Source organism: Nocardioides ganghwensis, assembly GCF_014779655.1.
GTDB classification, from domain to species: Bacteria; Actinomycetota; Actinomycetes; order Propionibacteriales; family Nocardioidaceae; genus Nocardioides; species Nocardioides ganghwensis.
Window position 1 is genome coordinate 61,474 of sequence record NZ_JACXYX010000009.1, and the last position, 16,996, is coordinate 78,469.

Annotated in this window: 17 protein-coding genes; 9 read left to right on the top strand and 8 right to left on the bottom strand. The window is 74.3% G+C overall.

All coding sequences use genetic code 11. The features are described 5' to 3' along the window. Window positions 1–141: 141 nt before the first annotated feature. From IEZ24_RS12260 to IEZ24_RS12270, 3 genes are all read left to right on the top strand, one after another. Window positions 142–975, top strand: coding sequence for a CoA transferase subunit A (locus tag IEZ24_RS12260; protein ID WP_129454139.1), 834 nt, complete (start codon window positions 142–144; stop codon window positions 973–975). 5 nt (window positions 976–980) lie between these two features. Then, window positions 981–1,649: a 3-oxoacid CoA-transferase subunit B gene (locus IEZ24_RS12265; protein WP_129454140.1), complete on the top strand. Its 669-nt coding sequence runs from the start codon at window positions 981–983 to the stop codon at window positions 1,647–1,649. 196 nt (window positions 1,650–1,845) lie between these two features. Continuing rightward, window positions 1,846–2,934: an alkene reductase gene (locus IEZ24_RS12270; protein WP_129454141.1), complete on the top strand. Its 1,089-nt coding sequence runs from the start codon at window positions 1,846–1,848 to the stop codon at window positions 2,932–2,934. Between the two features lie 64 nt (window positions 2,935–2,998). Here the strand turns inward: IEZ24_RS12270 and IEZ24_RS12275 are convergent, their stop codons facing one another. Next, window positions 2,999–4,372 carry an MFS transporter gene (locus tag IEZ24_RS12275; protein WP_129454142.1) on the bottom strand — a complete coding sequence of 458 codons (1,374 nt, stop codon included), beginning with the start codon at window positions 4,370–4,372 and terminating at the stop codon, window positions 2,999–3,001. Between the two features lie 75 nt (window positions 4,373–4,447). Between IEZ24_RS12275 and IEZ24_RS12280 the strand changes: the two genes are divergently transcribed. Further along, window positions 4,448–5,482, top strand: coding sequence for an LLM class flavin-dependent oxidoreductase (locus IEZ24_RS12280; protein ID WP_129454143.1), 1,035 nt, complete (start codon window positions 4,448–4,450; stop codon window positions 5,480–5,482). Here the strand turns inward: IEZ24_RS12280 and IEZ24_RS12285 are convergent. Genes IEZ24_RS12285 through IEZ24_RS22365 form a run of 3 tightly spaced genes read right to left on the bottom strand, consistent with a single transcriptional unit; the run spans window position 5,479 to window position 8,597 of the window. Beyond that, a complete protein-coding gene (locus tag IEZ24_RS12285) occupies window positions 5,479–5,874 on the bottom strand; it encodes a low affinity iron permease family protein (RefSeq protein WP_129454144.1) in 396 nt (131 codons plus the stop codon). The genes IEZ24_RS12280 and IEZ24_RS12285 overlap by 4 nt on opposite strands. Before the next feature lie 9 nt (window positions 5,875–5,883). Continuing rightward, a complete protein-coding gene (locus IEZ24_RS12290; RefSeq protein ID WP_129454145.1) occupies window positions 5,884–6,531 on the bottom strand; it encodes a response regulator transcription factor in 648 nt (215 codons plus the stop codon). Then, entirely contained in the window at window positions 6,528–8,597 is a 2,070-nt protein-coding gene (locus IEZ24_RS22365; protein ID WP_242498412.1) for a sensor histidine kinase, read from the bottom strand. Before IEZ24_RS22365 ends, IEZ24_RS12290 begins: the two co-directional genes overlap by 4 nt. A 191-nt stretch (window positions 8,598–8,788) precedes the next feature. Between IEZ24_RS22365 and IEZ24_RS12300 the strand changes: the two genes are divergently transcribed. Beyond that, window positions 8,789–9,409 carry a hypothetical protein gene (locus tag IEZ24_RS12300; protein ID WP_129454147.1) on the top strand — a complete coding sequence of 207 codons (621 nt, stop codon included), beginning with the start codon at window positions 8,789–8,791 and terminating at the stop codon, window positions 9,407–9,409. A gap of 56 nt (window positions 9,410–9,465) precedes the next feature. On the opposite strand, the gene IEZ24_RS12305 is transcribed toward IEZ24_RS12300, so the two are convergent. The 4 genes from IEZ24_RS12305 to IEZ24_RS12320 all read right to left on the bottom strand — a co-directional run bounded on the left by IEZ24_RS12305 (window position 9,466) and on the right by IEZ24_RS12320 (window position 14,585). After that, complete coding sequence (locus tag IEZ24_RS12305; RefSeq protein ID WP_129454148.1) at window positions 9,466–11,880, bottom strand: ABC transporter permease; 2,415 nt, start codon at window positions 11,878–11,880, stop codon at window positions 9,466–9,468. Then, window positions 11,880–12,647, bottom strand: coding sequence for an ABC transporter ATP-binding protein (locus IEZ24_RS12310; RefSeq protein WP_129454149.1), 768 nt, complete (start codon window positions 12,645–12,647; stop codon window positions 11,880–11,882). The genes IEZ24_RS12305 and IEZ24_RS12310 overlap by 1 nt, the downstream gene beginning before the upstream one ends. 109 nt (window positions 12,648–12,756) lie before the next feature. Further along, window positions 12,757–13,422: a response regulator gene (locus IEZ24_RS12315; protein ID WP_207206747.1), complete on the bottom strand. Its 666-nt coding sequence runs from the start codon at window positions 13,420–13,422 to the stop codon at window positions 12,757–12,759. An 11-nt stretch (window positions 13,423–13,433) separates the two neighbouring features. After that, window positions 13,434–14,585 (bottom strand): sensor histidine kinase, encoded by a 1,152-nt coding sequence (locus IEZ24_RS12320; protein WP_129454151.1) that lies wholly within the window; start codon window positions 14,583–14,585, stop codon window positions 13,434–13,436. A 91-nt stretch (window positions 14,586–14,676) separates the two neighbouring features. Between IEZ24_RS12320 and IEZ24_RS12325 the strand changes: the two genes are divergently transcribed. Genes IEZ24_RS12325 through IEZ24_RS12340 form a run of 4 tightly spaced genes read left to right on the top strand, consistent with a single transcriptional unit; the run spans window position 14,677 to window position 16,978 of the window. After that, complete coding sequence (locus tag IEZ24_RS12325; RefSeq protein WP_165356019.1) at window positions 14,677–14,832, top strand: hypothetical protein; 156 nt, start codon at window positions 14,677–14,679, stop codon at window positions 14,830–14,832. A 1-nt stretch (window position 14,833) separates the two neighbouring features. Then, entirely contained in the window at window positions 14,834–15,289 is a 456-nt protein-coding gene (locus tag IEZ24_RS12330; RefSeq protein WP_129454152.1) for a RidA family protein, read from the top strand. 7 nt (window positions 15,290–15,296) lie between these two features. Further along, the gene (locus IEZ24_RS12335) at window positions 15,297–16,169 is read left to right on the top strand and encodes an NUDIX hydrolase (RefSeq protein ID WP_129454153.1); all 873 of its coding nucleotides are present in this window, start codon (window positions 15,297–15,299) and stop codon (window positions 16,167–16,169) included. Further along, window positions 16,166–16,978: an MBL fold metallo-hydrolase gene (locus IEZ24_RS12340; RefSeq protein ID WP_242498413.1), complete on the top strand. Its 813-nt coding sequence runs from the start codon at window positions 16,166–16,168 to the stop codon at window positions 16,976–16,978. The genes IEZ24_RS12335 and IEZ24_RS12340 overlap by 4 nt, the downstream gene beginning before the upstream one ends. Window positions 16,979–16,996 lie beyond the last annotated feature (18 nt).

A 16,996-nucleotide genomic window follows, 5' to 3' on the forward strand; every position in this document is an offset into this window, starting at 1 on the left:
CAGCACGGCCGGCACCGAGACTCAGCCGGGTCCGGGGAGGGTGCCTCCCCCCGGGCCCGGCTGATCCACACACCAGACGCCCCGGACTGTGGTCCCTGCCCACACGGTGGCGTCGGTCACATGGCCGCTAGGGTCTCGGGCATGGACAAAGTGGTCTCTTCCGCGGCCGAGGCGGTCGCTGACATCCCGGACGGTGCGACCCTCGCGGTCGGCGGCTTCGGCCTCTCCGGCATCCCGTCGGTGCTCATCGACGCGCTGCTCGAGGCCGGCACGACCGACCTCGAGGCGGTGTCGAACAACTGCGGCGTGGACGAGTGGGGGCTGGGCAGGCTGCTGTTCGCCAAGCGGATCCGGCGGATGATCTCCTCCTACGTGGGGGAGAACAAGGAGTTCGCGCGGCAGTACCTGCACGGCGAGCTCGAGGTCGAGCTGACCCCGCAGGGCACGCTGGCCGAGCGGATGCGCGCGGGCGGCTCGGGGATCCCGGGCTTCTACACCGCGACCGGTGTCGGCACCCAGGTCGCCGAGGGCGGCCTGCCGTGGAAGTACGACTCCGAGGGCAACGTCGTCGTGAGCTCGCCGCCGAAGGAGACCAAGGTGTTCTCCACCGCCGAAGGGGACAGGGAGTACGTCCTCGAGGAGGCGATCGTGGCCGACTTCGGGCTCGTACGGGCCTGGAAGGGCGACCGGCACGGCAACCTGATCTACCGGCAGTCCGCGCGCAACTTCAACCCGCTCGCCGCGATGTGCGGGCGGGTGACGATCGCGGAGGTCGAGCACCTGGTCGAACCCGGCGAGCTCGACCCCAACGACATCCACACCCCGGGTGTCTACGTGCAGCGGGTCGTGGAGCTGACCCCGGAGCAGGCCACGGACAAGAGGATCGAGCGGGTCACGACGCGACCACGGCCCACTTCTGACGGGGCGGGTGCTGCTCCCGCTGACGACGCGGCGACGCACGGACTGGGAGGCTGAGCGGCATGGCATGGACGCGTGAGGAGATGGCCGCGCGGGCGGCCTCGGAGCTCAAGGACGGGTCGTACGTCAACCTCGGGATCGGGTTGCCGACGCTGGTGCCCAACTACGTCGCCGACGACGTGGAGCTGGTGCTGCAGTCGGAGAACGGCATCCTCGGGGTGGGGGCCTACCCCTTCGAGGGCGAGGAGGACCCCGACCTGATCAACGCGGGCAAGGAGACGGTGACGCTGCGCAAGGGTGCGTCGTTCTTCGACTCCGCGCAGTCGTTCGGGATGATCCGCGGCGGCAAGATCGACGCCGCGATCCTCGGTGCGATGCAGGTCTCCGCGGTCGGTGACATCGCCAACTGGATGATCCCCGGAAAGATGGTCAAGGGCATGGGCGGCGCGATGGACCTGGTCCACGGGGCCAAGCGGGTGATCGTGCTGATGGAGCACACCGCCAAGGACGGGTCGCTGAAGATCCTCGACGAGTGCGACCTGCCCTACACCGGCAAGCGCGTGGTGCAGCGGATCATCACCGACCTGGCCGTCATCGACGTGATCGACCCCGCGACGGGTGAGGTGGCGCCGTCGGGCACCCTCGGTGACCGCGCGCTCAAGCTGGTCGAGCTCGCCCCCGGCGTCACCGAGGACGAGGTGCGGGAGAAGACGGAGCCGGAGCTCGTCTGAGCCCTCCCGGGATCGGGGAGTGCTGGCTCGCCCTGGGCAGGCCGGCGCTCCCCGATCCCGCTCTTCCAGGTGGTGCTTCCCGGACGGATGCGGGGCCGCGCAGGCGTGTGAGCCTGATCTCGTCGGGGAACATCGACGGCCGTCGGCTGGCTGAGGGAGTCGTACAGTCCTCAACCTTTCTGGAGGCAGTCCTTCCATGTCCCGTGCATTCGAGCCCCTCGCCGTCGGCCCCTGGAAGCTCCCGCAGCGCTTCGTGATGGCCCCGCTGACCCGCAACCGCGCCGGGGAGGGCAACGCCCCCACCGAGCTCAACGCGGAGTACTACGCGCAGCGAGCCGGCGCCGGGCTGATCGTCACCGAGGGGACCGCCCCCAGCCACGTCGGCCAGGGCTACCTGGACGTGCCGGGCCTCTACACCGACGAGCAGGTCGCCGGTTGGCGTCTCGTCGCCGACGCAGTGCACGCCCGCGACGGCGTGATCGTCGCGCAGCTCATGCACGCCGGTCGCATCGCCCACGCCGACAACAAGGACGGCGTCGAGACGGTCGCCCCGAGCGCCGTGCAGGCCCCGGGTGACATGGTGACCGCATCCGGGCCGAAGCCCCACGACGTGCCCCGCGCCCCCGAGAGCGACGAGGTCGCCGGCCTGGTCGCCGACTTCGTCACCGCGGCCCGCAACGCCGTCGCGGCCGGCCTCGACGGTGTCGAGGTGCACGCGGCCAACGGCTACCTGCTCCACCAGTTCCTCGACCCGACGGTCAACCTGCGCGACGACGTCTACGGCGGCTCGCCGGAGAACCGCGCGCGCTTCGTCATCGAGGTCGTCACGGCCGTCGCCGAGGCGATCGGCGCGGAGCGGGTCGGCCTGCGGCTGAGCCCGGCGCACCAGTTCAACGGCATCGGCGAGGAGATCGGCGCCGACCTGACCGCCACCTACCGAGCCGTGGTCGATGCCGTCTCCCCGCTCGGCCTCGCCTACCTGAGCCTGCTGGCCAGCCCGCTCGAGCCGCTCGAGTCGCTGGTCCGCGACCTGCGCGAGCGCTTCGACGGCGTCGTGCTCCTCAACGACGGCTTCGGCGACCTCACCACGCTCGAGTCGGTCGAGCAGCTGCTCGAGACCGGGCTCGCCGACGCGGTCGTCGTGGGTCGGCAGTTCCTCGCCAACCCCGACCTCGCGGAGCGCTGGCGGGCCGGGGCGGAGCTCAACGCGCCGAACCCCGACACCTTCTACGGCGGTGGCGCCGAGGGCTACACCGACTACCCCACCCTCGAGCAGGCCTCCTGAACCGGGGCCTGACGGCTCCCTCGATCCGTCCGGTCGGCCCCGACCCCCGTGGGGCCGGCCGGACTCAGGCCGTACGCGTCCGCGACGCCGCCAGCACCCCGAGCACCGCCGCGAGGGCCGCGAAGGCGAAGACCGTCAGGAACGGGTCGAGGCCCTGCCGCTCGGCCGCAGCGAACGCGGCCCCGGCCACCGACAGCGCCAGCGCGGCGCCGAGCGAGTCGGCCACCGTCAGGGCTGAGGAGTTGGAGCCCCGGTCGCGGTCGGTCGACGCCTCCAGCATCGCCACCCCGGTGCGCGGGTAGGCGAATCCCATGCCCGCGCCGGCCAGGACGTACGCCGCTGCCGGCAGCAGCGCGGACGGGTGCGCGCCGGCGTCGTGGGCCAGCACGGACGCGGCGAGCGCGGTCAGGCCGGTGAGCACGAGGCCCGTGCCGACCACCATGGCGCGCGTGTGCGAGACGCGCTCACCGAGCCGGGACTGCACCTGGCTGGAGGCGGCCCACACGAGCCCGACGCAGGTCAGCGCGATGCCGGCGCGGCCCGGCGACAGGTCCCAGTGGTCCTGCAGGACGTACACGATGTAGGCCTCGGCGCAGAAGAACGTCCCGGCGAGCAGGCCGCGGGTGGCGACCACCGCGGGCAGCCCGCGGCGGAGCGTACGGCTGCCGGGCGGCAGCAGCCGGCCGAGCGAGACCCAGACCCCCGCCAGCGCCGCGACCGCACCGAGGGCGGCGACCCCGCGCGCCGAGCCGGCCAGCTCCAGCACGAGCACCGCCACCGCGCCGAGCCCGGCCCACCACAGGCGTACGGACGGGGTGGTCACGCCCTCGGCGTGAGGCTCCAGCCCGCGCAGCGCGGGGGCGAGCAGCAGCAGCGCGACCGCCACGAAGGCGACCGTGCCGAGGAAGACCCAGCGCCAGGACCAGGCGTCCGCGACCAGTGCCGCGAGCCCCGGGCCGAACAGCGCCGGCAGCACCCACGCGGCCGCGAACGAGGCGAAGACCGCCGGTCGCAACGTGGCCGGGAAGACCAGCCCGACGACCACGTAGAGCCCCACGGTGAGCGCGCCGCCCCCGAGCCCCTGCAGCACCCGGCCGGCGAGCAGGACCTCCATCGACGGCGCCAGGCCGCACACGAGCAGGCCGGCCGAGAACAGCGCCAGCGACGCCAGCAACGGCACCACCGGTCCGGTGCGGTCGCTCCACATGCCGGCGGCGACCATCCCGACGACCCCGCTCGCGAGCGGCGCGGCGAACGCGAGGGCGTACAGCTCGAGCCCGCCGAGGTCGCGCGCGACGGTCGGCATCACGGTCGTGACGGCCATCGCCTCGAAGGCCACGAAGGCGATCAGGCCGAACATCGCGACCGTCGTCGCGGCATAGGCGGGGGAGAGGATCCGCTCCCGCGGCTCGGTGGTGGTGGTGGTGGTCGTGCTCACTGTCGAGACGGTAGGACCTCAGGTGCACGTGAGGTCAATCGGAATATCCGCACCCCCGGAGGCGCTGGGCAGACAGTGACCGCCCTCTCCGTGCTCGACCTCGTGCCCGTCCGCAGCGACCAGACCACCGGCGACGCGATCGCCGCGTCACGCGGCCTCGCGCAGGTCGCCGACGAGCTCGGCTACCGCCGCTACTGGGTCGCCGAGCACCACAACATGCCGGCCGTCGCGGCCACCAACCCGCCGGTCCTGATCGCGATGCTGGCCGCGGCGACCGAGCGCATCCGGGTCGGCTCCGGCGGCGTGATGCTCCCCAACCACGCACCGCTCGTGGTGGCCGAGCAGTTCGCGCTGCTCGAGGCGGCCCACCCCGGCCGCATCGACCTCGGCATCGGCCGCGCCCCCGGCACCGACCCGCTGACCAGGTACGTCCTGCGCGGCGGCAGCGCGGAGTCCGCGGACGAGGCGGTGAGCAGGTTCGCCGAGTACGTCGAGGACGTCCGCACGCTGATGACCACCGAGGGGGTCGAGCTGCAGATCGGCCCGCGCCGCCAGCCGCTGCGCGCGACGCCGTCGGCCCGGTCGGTCGCCGACATGTGGCTCCTCGGCTCGTCCGACTACTCCGCCCGGCTCGCCGCGGAGAAGGGTCTGCCGTACGTCTTCGCGCACCACTTCTCCGGGGAGGGCACCGGCGTCGCCCTGGATCTCTACCGCTCGTCCTACCGGCCCTCGCCGGAGCACCCCGAGCCGCGCACCTTCCTCACCGTCAACGCCGTCGTGGCCGAGACCGAGGAGGAGGCGCACCGCCGGGCGCTGCCCAACGTGCAGCAGATGATCGCGCTCCGCACCGGCGCCCCGCTCCACCCGCAGCGCCTCGTCGAGCAGGCCGAAGCAGTGGAGATGACACCCGACCAGCGCTCGCTGGGCCACGCCATGGCCGCGCGCTGGATCGTCGGCTCGCCCGCCCAGGCGCGTACGCGCCTCGAGGAGCTCGCCCAGGAGTACGGCGTCGACGAGGTGATGGTGCACCCCGTGGCGGGCGCGGCGACGGGGACGGACGTACGCACGTCGCCGGCGCGCGAGGAGACGCTGCGCCTGCTGGTGGGCTAGTGGCGCTCCTCGAGCCCGACCGCGTCGCGGAGGTCGTCGGCGGCCTTGCGCAGCGAGGGGTCGTCGGCGGCGCGTGAGTCCATCAGCGCGGCGAGGGCCTCGGCGATGACGTTGAGCTTCTCCTGCATCGCCTCGGTGTTGCGGCGCCCGGCGTTCTCGAGCAGCACGAGCAGCAGCAGGGACAGCACCGCGCCGAAGGTGTGGATCGCCAGCTCCCACTTGGTGGTGGACCCCCACAGCGGGTAGCTCGCCGCCCAGATGACCAGCACCGCGACCACGACCGCGAAGAACGGCGCCCGGCTGATCGCCTTCGTCGACAGCTCGACGAACCTCTCGAACGGGTCGAGCCCGTCGTTCTTCTCACGGCTCTCGGCCGCGTCGGTGCGCTCCATGTCCGGAATCTAGTGCCTGCCGAGGCCGGCGTCCCTCGCCCGGATGATGACGTCGGCCCGGTCGGTGGCCTGGAGCTTGGCGAGGATGCTGGTGATGTTGTTGCGGATGGTCTTGGGGGACAGGAACAGCTCCTGCGCGATCTGCGGGTTGGAGCGCCCCGCGGCGATCAGGTCGAGCACCTCGGTCTCCCGCTCGGTCAGCTCGGGGAACGGTCGCTCGGGACGGGCGGGCGGCGTGAGCACCTCCGCGATCCGGGCCGCCAGCGAGGCGCCGAAGACGACGCCGCCGCCGTGGACCGTCGAGATCGCCCGGACGATCTCGTCCTGCTCGGCGCCCTTGCGGAGGTAGCCCCGAGCCCCGGCGCGCAGGGCCGACAGCACGGTGCCGTCGTCCTCGCCCATCGTCAGCACGAGCACGCCGGTGCCCGGGTGCGCGGCGACGACCTCGCGGGTGGCCTCGATGCCGTTCATCACCGGCATCTGCACGTCCATGACCACCACGTCGGGCCGGTGCTCGGCGGCCAGGGCGACCGCCTCGGCCCCGTCGGAGGCGCGGGCGACGACCTCGATCTCCGGCAGCGGGTCGAGCAGCGAGGCCAGGCCGTCGCGGTAGACCGGGTGGTCGTCGGCGATCAGCAGCCGGATCGGTGCGGTCATCGGGCGCTCCTCTCCACGTCCGGGTGGAGATCGGTGGGGTCCTCAGTGTGGACGACCCCGGCGCCGTAGGGCAGCACCGCGCGCACGGTCGTGCCGCCGCCCTCGGGGCACCGCACCTCGCACCGCCCGCCGAGCTCCTCGGCCCGCTCGCGCAGCGACAGCAGCCCCACCCCGGCGGTGACGTCCTCGGCGATGCCACGGCCGTCGTCGGCGACGGTGACCGTGAGCGCGGACGACCCGGCCTCGAGGCGTACGTCGGCCCGGCGGGCGCCGGCGTGCCTGACCACGTTGGTCAGCGCCTCCGACACGATCCGGTAGGCGGCCACCTCGACGGCGGCGGGCAGGCCGGACAGGTCCTCGGCGGCGACCGTCACCTCGACCTCCGACCGCACCCGCTCGGCCTGCTGCCGCACGGCGGCCTCGAGGCCGAGGTCGTCGAGGGCCGGTGGGCGCAGGTCGTGCACGAGGCGGCGTACGTCGTCGAGCGCCTCGCCCACCTCGGTGCGGGCCAGCGCCACCAGGTCGCGGGCGCGGACGGGGTCGGCGTCGATCGCGTTGCCGGCGGCCTGCAACCGGAGGGCGACGCCGCCCAGCGCGGGGCCGAGGCCGTCGTGGAGGTCGCGGCGGATCCGTCGGCGGTCGTCCTCGCGGCCGATCACGAGGCGCTCGCGGCTCTCCTGCAGCTCGGAGGCGAGGAGCCGGGCGCGGATCGCCACGGCCGCCTGGCGGACGAGGTCGACGAGCAGCCCCTGGTCGCGGTGCGACAGCATCGACCGGAACCCCTGCACCGGCAGGGCGAGGCGGCCGATGCGCTCGTCGCGGTAGGCGATGTCGATCTCCTGCACCTCGGCGGGCTCGTCGCCGTGCGCGGCGGCCAGGCGGCCGCCGTCGGGGGTGAGCACCTCGACGCGCACGTAGCCGACCTTGAAGGTGTCGGCGACCGCCCCGGCGAGGGCGGGGAGCTGCTCGTCGACGCTGCCGGTCGTCTCGAGCCGGGCGGCGAGCGACGACACCGCGCCGTAGCGGTCGCCGCGACGGCCCAGCAGCAGCCGGTGCACCAGCCCGCCGAGCCAGCTGCGCAGGGGGCCGTAGACGACGACCGCGAGCACCAGGACCACCAGGGTGACGTCGCGCTCGTCGAGCCGCTCGCCGAGGAGCGCGGTTCCGGCGGCGAGCACGGCGAGGTCGACCGCGACGACGAACGCCGCCACCACGGCGGTCGTCAGCGTCCACGCCACGAGAGCGTCCACGTCACCCAGGCCGGGCCGCACGAGGCCGATCGTCACCGACACGGCCAGCGCCGCGACGGCCGCGTCGAGGAGGACCGCGGTCACGACGCCGCCCACCGACAGCGTCACGGCTGCCAGGACCATCAGCACGCACATGATCCCGGCCCACAGCAGCCACCGCAGCTGCGTACGCTCCGTCGCCGACGCCTGCCGGTGGCGCACCCAGACGAGGGCGACGGCGGCGACGATGGAGCCGAGGGTCATCACCTGTGCGACGCGCAGCACCACCTCGGCAGCGTCGTCGGACCACGGGAACGGCACGAGCTCGGTCGATCCGACGGGCTCGCCGGCGCTGAAGACGACAGTGTCGGGGGCGACCAGCAGCGCGACCGGGAGGGCCAGCGAGGCGCAGGCGACGACGACGGCGACGGCCCGCCAGCGGCCCGCGAGCAGGTGCCCGGTCGGGTAGAGCAGCAGCAGGGCGACCAGACCCGTGAGGAGGAAGGCGCCCACGCGCGCGACGAACCAGTAGGAGAAGTCGGTGCCCGGGACGTCCCGCGCCAGGCTCCAGGAGATCCAGCCGTCGAGCGAGCCGTCGACGGTCCACACCAGGGCGACCGCGCCGAGGACCCGTCCCACCGTGTCGCGCGGACGGGCGAGCAGCACGACCACCGACGCGACGGCCAGCAGCACACCGGGCAGAGCGGTGGCGGTGGCCAGCCCGGTCGAGGCCGCGGCCCGCTCCGCGTCGGTGGTGGAGAGGTCGAGCCACACCGCGGTGCCGACGGCGGCGAGCGACACCGCGGCGACCGCGACGGGCTCGAGGAGTCTGCTCACGCGAGCAGTATCACCGCGCGGACGTCCCGTCGTCAGGGGACTGCGGTCCCTGGTGGGGAGGACCTCACGAGGGGACCCCGGACGGGACCCGCATCCCTGTGGGGCGGGTCGTCGGGCGGGCGAACCTTCCGGCATGCCGCGACCGAGCGGCCCATCCACCCGGAACCCACAGGACGACAGGAGTCACCACCGTGACCATCCACCACTCACCCGCCCCCGCCCGCTCCGACGTCGCCACCCCGGCGCCGGCCGGCTCGAGCCCCCGCCACCCGTACGCCGTCCACGGCCGGGTCCTCACCGCCGGCGCCCTCGCCTGGGCCGCCACCATGGCCGTCGTCGGCATCGACCCGGTGGGCCACGCCGACGAGGTCGCGTACTCGCTCTCGTCGGGCCTGTTCCAGGTCGGCCTGCTCTTCCTGCTCCGTACGCTCTGGCGCACGCAGGCCCTCGGCGAGGGTCGTCTGGCCCGCTTCGTGCTGCGGGCCGAGGCGGTCGCGGTCTCCCTCGCCATCGGCTCCACCGCCAGCGACGGCCTCGGGCTGACCGACTTCGACCAGGTCCAGTACGTCGTCCTCGACGCCTTCTGGCCACTGTCGATGCTCGGGATGTTCCTCATCGGCATCCGGATCGCGGTCGCCGGCCGCTGGACGGGCGCCACCCGCTTCTGGCCGATGGTCGCCGAGAGCTGGGCGGTCGTCGTGATCCCGACGATGGGCATCTTCGGCGACGCGGTGGCCCACGTCGTGGCCGTCGCGCACCTCGTCGTCGGGTACGGCGTGCTCGGGGTGCTGGTCAGCCGCAAGACCCACTGAGCTCCGGCGACGAGCCTCGAGACCACGGTCCGCCGTGGTCTCGAGGCTCGCTGCACTCAGTCCAGCGCGAGCCCGGCGGCCGGCGTCACGCGGGCCGCCCGGCGGGCGGGCACGACGCACGCGGCCAGACCGGCGAGCCCCGCGACGGCGGCGACGACGGCGAGCTGCCACACCGGCACCGTGAACCCGGCTCCGTCCACGACGCCCGCCACCATGACCTGCACGCCCACCCACGCGAACACGAGGCCGACGGCGGTGCCGAGGACCGTCGCGACGGACGAGAGCAGCAGGCCCTCGACGGCCATCGCCCGCCGGAGCTGCCGGCGGGTCAGGCCCATCGCCCGCAGCAGCGCGTTCTCCCGGGCCCGCTCGAGCACCGACAGGCCGAGGGTGTTGGCGATGCCGACGAGGGCGATCACGATGGCGACGGCCATCAACCCGACGACCGCACCGGTCAGGATGTCGACCTGCAGGTCGACCCAGGTGCGGTTGGCGAACCCGCCGCCCAGCTCGGCGCCGGCCGCTCCCGCGAGCGCCGCGAGGTCGCCCGAGAGGTCCTCGGCGTCCGTGCCGTCGCCGGCCCGCGCCCAGACCGCCATCGGGCGCGGTTCGGGGTCGAGTGCCGCGAGCGTGGCCGGCGAGACCAGGCCCGCCCGGCCCCACCCGCTGCCGGTCTCGACCCGCAGCGTGCGCTCGCGGCCGGCGACCACGACGGTGATCTCGGCGTCCTCCCACACCCGGTCGCCCAGCCGCGTGGGCAGCTCCTCGACCACCGCGTACGGCAGCCGCACGATTCCGTCAGCGGGCGCCAGGTCGGCAGGTCCGCGCACGACGCCGGTGTCGCCTCCGACACCCAGCAGCGGCAGATCCACCCGGCCGACAGTGGCCACGGTGCCGTCAAGGCCGCGTGCGTCGGTCACCCCCGCGGTCCCGGCCACCCGGCCGACGAGCGACGCCTCGAGCGGCGCGTCGACGGCGGTGATCGAGGCGTCGAGCGGGTAGGACTCGTCCATGTCGCGGTCGATCGCGGTCCGCGACGACGCCAGCCCGGTGAGGATGGCCGTGGTGAGGGTGACGCCGACGAGCAGCGACGCCGCGGTGGTCGCCGTACGGCGTGGGTTGCGCACGGCGTTGCCGGTGGCGAGGCGGCGTACGGGGCCGGACGCGGGGAGGCGGTCGGCCAGGCGGATCAGCCACGGCACGAGCACCGGTCCCACGAGCAGCACACCGACGAAGGACACGACGCCGCCGGCGAGCATCGCGGGCAGCGAGCTGCCGGCCACGGCGAGGGCGAGCAGGGCCGTGCCGCCCGAGAGGCAGAGCGCGGCGAGGCCGAGGCGCCAGCGGCCCGCGGCGGAGCGGACGTCCACGCCTGTGTCGGGGCGGAGCGCGGCCAGCGGGAGGACGCGGGTCGCCGTACGCGTCGGCAGCCAGGCGGCCCCGAGCGTGACCAGGGTGCCGACGGCGAAGGCCGAGCCCGTCCACACGGGGTCGACCGCGGCCGGGCCCATGTCGGTGAACCAGCGCCGCACGAGGGCCACCAGCCCGGCGCCGGCCAGCGCGCCGAGGACGACCCCGACTCCGGCCGCCACCAGGCCCAGCGCGAGCGCCTCGAGCCGGATCGCGCGCCGCAGCTGTCGCCGGGTCACCCCGACGCAGCGCAGCAGCGCGAAGTCGCGCATCCGCTGGGCGAAGAGGATGGAGAAGGTGTTGGTGATGACCAGCACCCCGACGAAGAGCGCGATCGCGACGAAGAGCAGCGCCATGATCGCGATGACGTCGACGCCGCGCGAGATCTCGGCCTGGCGGGCGGCGACCCAGTCGGCGGCGGGCTCGACGGTGGCGTCGGGGGCGGCCGTACGGGCCTCCGCGGCCGACCCGCCCCAGGCGACCGCGTGGACCCAGAGGGTGTCCTCCAGGCGGCGCAGGTCGTGCCACGGCACGTAGAGCGAGGCGCCCATCGCGGCCGGGCTGTCGACCATGCCGACGACCTCCACGTCGACCGCGGCGTCACCGGTGCCGACCCGGACGACGTCGCCGAGCCGGACGTCGTTGCTCTTGGCGCGGTTGACGTCGGCCAGGGCCTCGCCGGCCGCGGCGGGGAAGCGCCCGTCCTCCAGCTGCTGCCACTGCAGGCGCGGGTCGAGCGACGCCTCCGCGACGTCGACGGTCGCGGCGAGCTGGACGCCGTCGCGGGTGACCGGCTCCATGGCGTAGCCGAGGGTCAGCGCCGGGACGCCGCTGTCGGCGGCCGCCTCGACGAGGCGGTCCACCTCCTCGGTCGTGGACGTCGACACGACGTGGTCGGCACCCCGTACGGGCGCGCCGACGTCGGCCGTGAGGCCGGAGCGGGTGGCGCCGGTGAGCATTCCGACGACGACGATGAAGGCCACGCCGATGGCGACCGCGACGGACGCGGCGACGTACCTGCGGGTGTGGTGGCGCATCGACGCCACGAGCACGGTGCGCATCAGGCGACCCGCCCGCGCAGCGCGGCGACCAGCTGGTCCTGGCCGGGGTCGGTGAGGTGGGCGGTGACGGCGCCGTCGTGGATGACGACGACGTCGTCGGCGTACGCCGCGGCATCGAGCTCGTGGGTCACCATGACCACGGTCATGCCGAGCTCGCGCACCGAGCGGCGCAGGTGGCCCAGCACCTCGGCGCTGGCCTCGCTGTCGAGGTTGCCGGTGGGCTCGTCGGCGAAGACGATGTCGGGCTGGGTGACCAACGCGCGGGCGATCGCGACGCGCTGCTGCTGTCCGCCGGAGAGCTGGCTGGGCAGGTGGCCGAGCCGGTCGGCGAGGCCGAGGACCGCGACCACCTGGTCGTAGCGGTCCCGGTCGACCGCACGGCCGGCGAGCTCGAGGGGGAGCAGGATGTTCTGCCCGGCGGTCAGCATCGGGAGCAGGTTGAAGGCCTGGAAGACGAAGCCGATGTGCTCGCGGCGGAAGAGGGTCAGCGCGGTGTCGTCGAGGCCGGCGAGGTCGCGGCCCGCGACGGTGACCGTCCCGCTCGTGGCGGCGTCGAGGCCGGCCAGGCAGTGCATGAGGGTCGACTTGCCGGAGCCGCTCGGGCCCATGATGGCGGTGAAGCGGCCGGCCGGCAGGTCGAGGTCGACGCCGCGCAGGGCGTGGACGGTGCTGTCGCCGTCGCCGTAGGTGCGGGTCAGTCCGCGGGCGCTCGCCGCGGTGGCGGTGCCGGTCGGTGTGCCGGTGCCGGTGTCGAGTGTCGTCGTCATGGGGACAACGCTCGTCGTCGGCGGGCCCTCGATCGTCGGCCCCGGGCACGGACCTGCGCTCGGTCCGCGGTCGTACGCCGGGTCCCGGCGTACGACCTGGGGAGGACGGTCAGGGAGCGACGAGACCGGACTCGTAGCCCAGCACCACGAGCTGGACGCGGTCGCGCGAACCGGTCTTGGCCAGGATCCGCCCGACGTGCGTCTTCACGGTCGTCTCGGCGACGACGAGGTCGGCCGCGATCTCGGTGTTGGTGCGGCCGCGCGCGATGAGGGTGAGCACCTCGACCTCGCGCTCGGTGAGCAGGTCGAGCCGGCCGTCGGACACGGCCGTGACGGCGGGGTCCGGCAGGGCGGCGAAGTGGTCGAGCAGCCGGCGGGTGGTGCTGGGAGCGACGACGGCGTCGCCGCCCACGACCAGCCGGATCGCTCCCAGCAGCTCGGGCGGTGCGGCGTCCTTGAGCAGGAAGGCCGAGGCGCCGGCGCGGATTGCGGCGAAGGCGTGCTCGTCGAGGTCGAAGGTGGTCAGCACGATGACGCGTGGCGCACCGGACTCCGCCAGCAGCCGCCGGGTGGCCTCGACGCCGTCGAGCCGCGGCATCCGGACGTCCATCAGCACGACGTCGGCGGCGGTGACCGCGAGCCGCTCGAGCGCCTCGCCGCCGTCTCCGGCCTCGCCCACGACGACCATGTCGTCCTGGCTCTCGACGAGCATCCGGAAGCCGGCGCGCACCATCTGCTGGTCGTCGACCAGGAAGACGCGGATCGGCGTCGTCACGTCGGGCTCGCTCACAGCGGCAGCCTCGCAGACACCGCGAACCCGCCGCCGGGGGCGGGGCCGGCCTCGAGCGTGCCGCCGTGCACCGCGGCTCGCTCGCGCATCCCGGTCAGGCCGAGGCCCCGTCCGTCCGAGCCCGCGGCCGCCCCGCGCCCGTCGTCGCGCACCTCCACCTCGACCGCGCGACCGACGCTGACGCGCAGCGCCACCGTGGCTCCGGGGCCGGCGTGCTTGCGGACGTTGGTGAGCGACTCCTGCACGATCCGGTACGCCGCCAGCCCGACGCCGTCCGGGACGTCCGGCGCGGTCCTCGGGAGCTCGGCCTCGACCCGCATCCCGGCCGCGCGGGCCTCGGCGACGAGGTGGCGTACGTCGTCGAGACCGGGCTGCGGGGCCACGCCGGTGTCGCCGTCGCGCAGCAGCCCCAGCAGCCGTCGCATCTCCGTCAGCGACTCGCGCCCGGTGGTCGAGATCGTCTCCAGCGTGCCCACGGCGACGTCGGGGTCCTTGGCGGCGGCGTAGCGGGCACCGTCGGCCTGCACCACGATCACCGACAGGCCGTGCGCGACCACGTCGTGCATCTCGCGCGCGATGCGTGCGCGTTCGTCGCGCGCCGCCAGCTCGACCTCGCGCTCGGCCATCCGCTCGGCCTGCTCGGCGCGGGCGACCAGCGAGGCGACGTACCTCTCCCGCTGCTGCGCGGCGAACCCGAGCGCCCAGGCGGCGGTGACGATCGCCGTGATCGTCACGACGTACGGCGTGACGGCCGACAGGGTGATCGCCGGGGCGCCGAAGCCGCCGATCCAGCTCCACGCGGCCACGACGGCTCCGGCGTAGCCGACGACCAGCGCCCCGCGGCCGTGCCCGCGGGGGCTCCACCGGGCCACGGAGTAGGTGGCGACCGGGAAGGCCAGCTGCCCGACGATCGGCAGGTGGTGGAGGGGGGCCTGGGCGGCGCTCGCGAGGGCGACCACCGCGAAGACCGTGCTGGGGTGGGCCCGGCGCCACCACAGCGGTGTCACCTGCGCCGCCGTCAGGAGGGCGGCGAGCGGCTGCCCCGCCAGCAGGTGCCCCAGGAAGCCCGGGACGAGCAGCCCCAGGGTGAGGGACGCGTCGAACCACCGCCGGCCGCGTGCGCCGAGCCGCCAGGGGTGCGAGTCCATGGTGCGGACCCTAGACGCCCGGTGGGGCGGGCACGTCAGACCACGGGAGGACGCCGGTGCGACCCCGGTGGCGCCCGAGTAGGGTGCCGACATGACCCAGTGGGAATACCAAGTGGCGCCGATTCCGCTCCACAACGAAGCGCTCATGCTCAACAACTTCGGCCAGGACGGCTGGGAGCTGGTGGCGATCCACACCAACGCCCAGGGTGGCCTGGTGGCCTTCCTCAAGCGCCCCAAGGCGGCCTGACGTGTCGGCCGAGGCCCGTCTCGCCGAGCTGGGCATCACGGTCCCGGAGGTCGTCCCGCCGGTCGCCGCCTACCAGCCCACCGCCCGCACCGGGAACCTCGTGTTCACCGCCGGCCAGCTGCCCGCGCGCGACGGCGAGATGATCGCGGTCGGCAAGCTCGGCAGTGACGTCAGCGACGAGCAGGGCTACGAGTGCGCGCGCCAGTGCGCCCTCAACGCTCTCGCCGCGGTGAAGGCCGAGATCGGCTCGCTCGACGACGTCAAGCGGGTGGTCAAGGTCGTCGTCTTCGTCGCCTCCACGCCCGACTTCACCGGCCAGCCCAAGGTCGCCAACGGCGCGTCCGAGCTGCTCGGCGAGGTCTTCGGCGACGCCGGCAAGCACGCGCGATCCGCCGTCGGCGTCTCGGTGCTCCCGCTCGACGTCCCGGTCGAGGTCGAGATCATCGTCGAGGTCTGAGCCCTCCGTGCAGCGCCTCCCGCTCCCGGACGCCCTCGTGGCGCAGGCCCGTTCGTACGCCTCGGGCGAGGCCGCGCCCGCCGAGCCGCGGGACGCCGCCACGGTGGTGCTGCTGCGCCCCGGCGCCGCCGGCTCGCAGGCCGGGCCGGAGGTCTACCTCCTGCGCAGGCAGACGTCGATGGCCTTCGCCGGCGGGATGTGCGTCTTCCCCGGCGGCGGGGTCGACCCGCGGGACTTCGACGACGAGCTGGTCGACCGCGGCCTCTGGGCCGGTCCGACGCCCGCCGAGTGGGCCTCCCGCCTCGGCTGCGACGAGGCCAAGGCCCGTGCCCTCGTGTGCGCGGCCGTGCGGGAGACGTACGAGGAGTCGGGCGTCCTGCTCGCCGGGGCGCACGCCGACTCCGTGGTGGCCGACACCACCGGCGACGACTGGGAGGCCGACCGGGTCGCGCTGGAGTCGCGCGAGACGTCGCTGACGGAGTTCCTCGAGAAGCGCTCGCTGGTGCTGCGCACCGACCTGCTCGGCGCGTGGTCGGGTTGGCTGACGCCGGTCTTCGAGCCCCGCCGCTACCGCACGTGGTTCTTCGTGGCGCGGCTGCCCGAGGGCCAGGTGACCCGCGACGTGTCGACCGAGTCGTCGTCGGTGACCTGGGCCGGGGCGCTCGACGCGGTCGAGCAGGTCGAGCAGGAGCAGATCCTCATGCTGCCCCCGACCTGGCTGACCTGCCTCGAGGTCGGCCAGCACGCCGACCCCGACTCCGTCCTGGTGGCGGCGCGGGAGCGTACGGTCGAGATGTTCATGCCCGAGGTGGTCGCCGACGGCGACGAGTTCATCCTCTCCACGCCGCCGCACTACACCGAGCTGATGGCCGCCCGGTGAGCTGGACCGGGGGCTCCTTCGGCGAGACCGGCACCTGCGTGCTGGCTCCCAACGCCGACGTGATGACCCTCGACGGCACCAACACGTGGGTGCTGCGCGACCCCGACTCGTCGCGCTCGGTCGTCGTCGACCCCGGTCCCTCCATCGCCTCGCACCTGGACGCGATCGACGCCGCCGCCGGCGACGTGTCCGTTGTCCTGCTGACCCACCACCACGCCGACCACAGCGAGGCCGCCCGGGAGTACGCCGAGCGGCACGGCTGCGGCGTACGCGCCCTCGACCCGGCCTACCGGCTCGGCTCCGAGGGCCTCGGCGAGGGCGACGTCGTCGCTGTCGGCGGCCTCGAGGTGCACGTCGTCGCGACGCCGGGGCACACAGCGGACTCGCTGTCCTTCGTCGTGCCGCAGGACCGCGCCGTGCTGACCGGCGACACCGTCCTGGGCCGCGGCACCACCGTCGTCGCGCACCCGGACGGCCAGCTCGGGGCGTACCTCTCCTCCCTCCAGCGGCTGCACGCGCTCTGCGGAGAGCAGGGCATCAGCTCGGTCTGGCCCGGGCACGGCCCGGTGATCGACGACGCGCTCGGTGCGCTCGACTTCTACCTCGCCCACCGGCGGCAGCGGCTCGACCAGGTCCGCGACGCGCTGCGCGACCTGCACGCGATCGCCCGGGAGGGCGGGGACTTCCCGCACGAGACGCTGCCGCGCGCGATCGTCGAGATCGTCTACGCCGACGTCGACCCCGTGCTCTGGGGGGCCGCCGAGCTGTCGGTGCGCGCCCAGCTGGCCTACCTCTCCTCCCCGAAGTAGGGCTTGCGCGGCCGGTCC

Excerpts from the sequence above, each read along its gene's own strand:
- IEZ24_RS12320 (WP_129454151.1), bottom strand. The coding sequence starts at position 14,585 with ATGGACTCGCACCCCTGGCGGCTCGGCGCACGCGGCCGGCGGTGGTTC.
- IEZ24_RS12285 (WP_129454144.1), bottom strand. The coding sequence starts at position 5,874 with ATGGAGCGCACCGACGCGGCCGAGAGCCGTGAGAAGAACGACGGGCTC.
- IEZ24_RS12325 (WP_165356019.1), top strand. The coding sequence starts at position 14,677 with ATGACCCAGTGGGAATACCAAGTGGCGCCGATTCCGCTCCACAACGAA.
- IEZ24_RS12290 (WP_129454145.1), bottom strand. The coding sequence starts at position 6,531 with ATGACCGCACCGATCCGGCTGCTGATCGCCGACGACCACCCGGTCTAC.
- IEZ24_RS12310 (WP_129454149.1), bottom strand. The coding sequence starts at position 12,647 with ATGACGACGACACTCGACACCGGCACCGGCACACCGACCGGCACCGCC.
- IEZ24_RS12265 (WP_129454140.1), top strand. The coding sequence starts at position 981 with ATGGCATGGACGCGTGAGGAGATGGCCGCGCGGGCGGCCTCGGAGCTC.
- IEZ24_RS12270 (WP_129454141.1), top strand. The coding sequence starts at position 1,846 with ATGTCCCGTGCATTCGAGCCCCTCGCCGTCGGCCCCTGGAAGCTCCCG.
- IEZ24_RS12305 (WP_129454148.1), bottom strand. The coding sequence starts at position 11,880 with ATGCGCACCGTGCTCGTGGCGTCGATGCGCCACCACACCCGCAGGTAC.
- IEZ24_RS12260 (WP_129454139.1), top strand. The coding sequence starts at position 142 with ATGGACAAAGTGGTCTCTTCCGCGGCCGAGGCGGTCGCTGACATCCCG.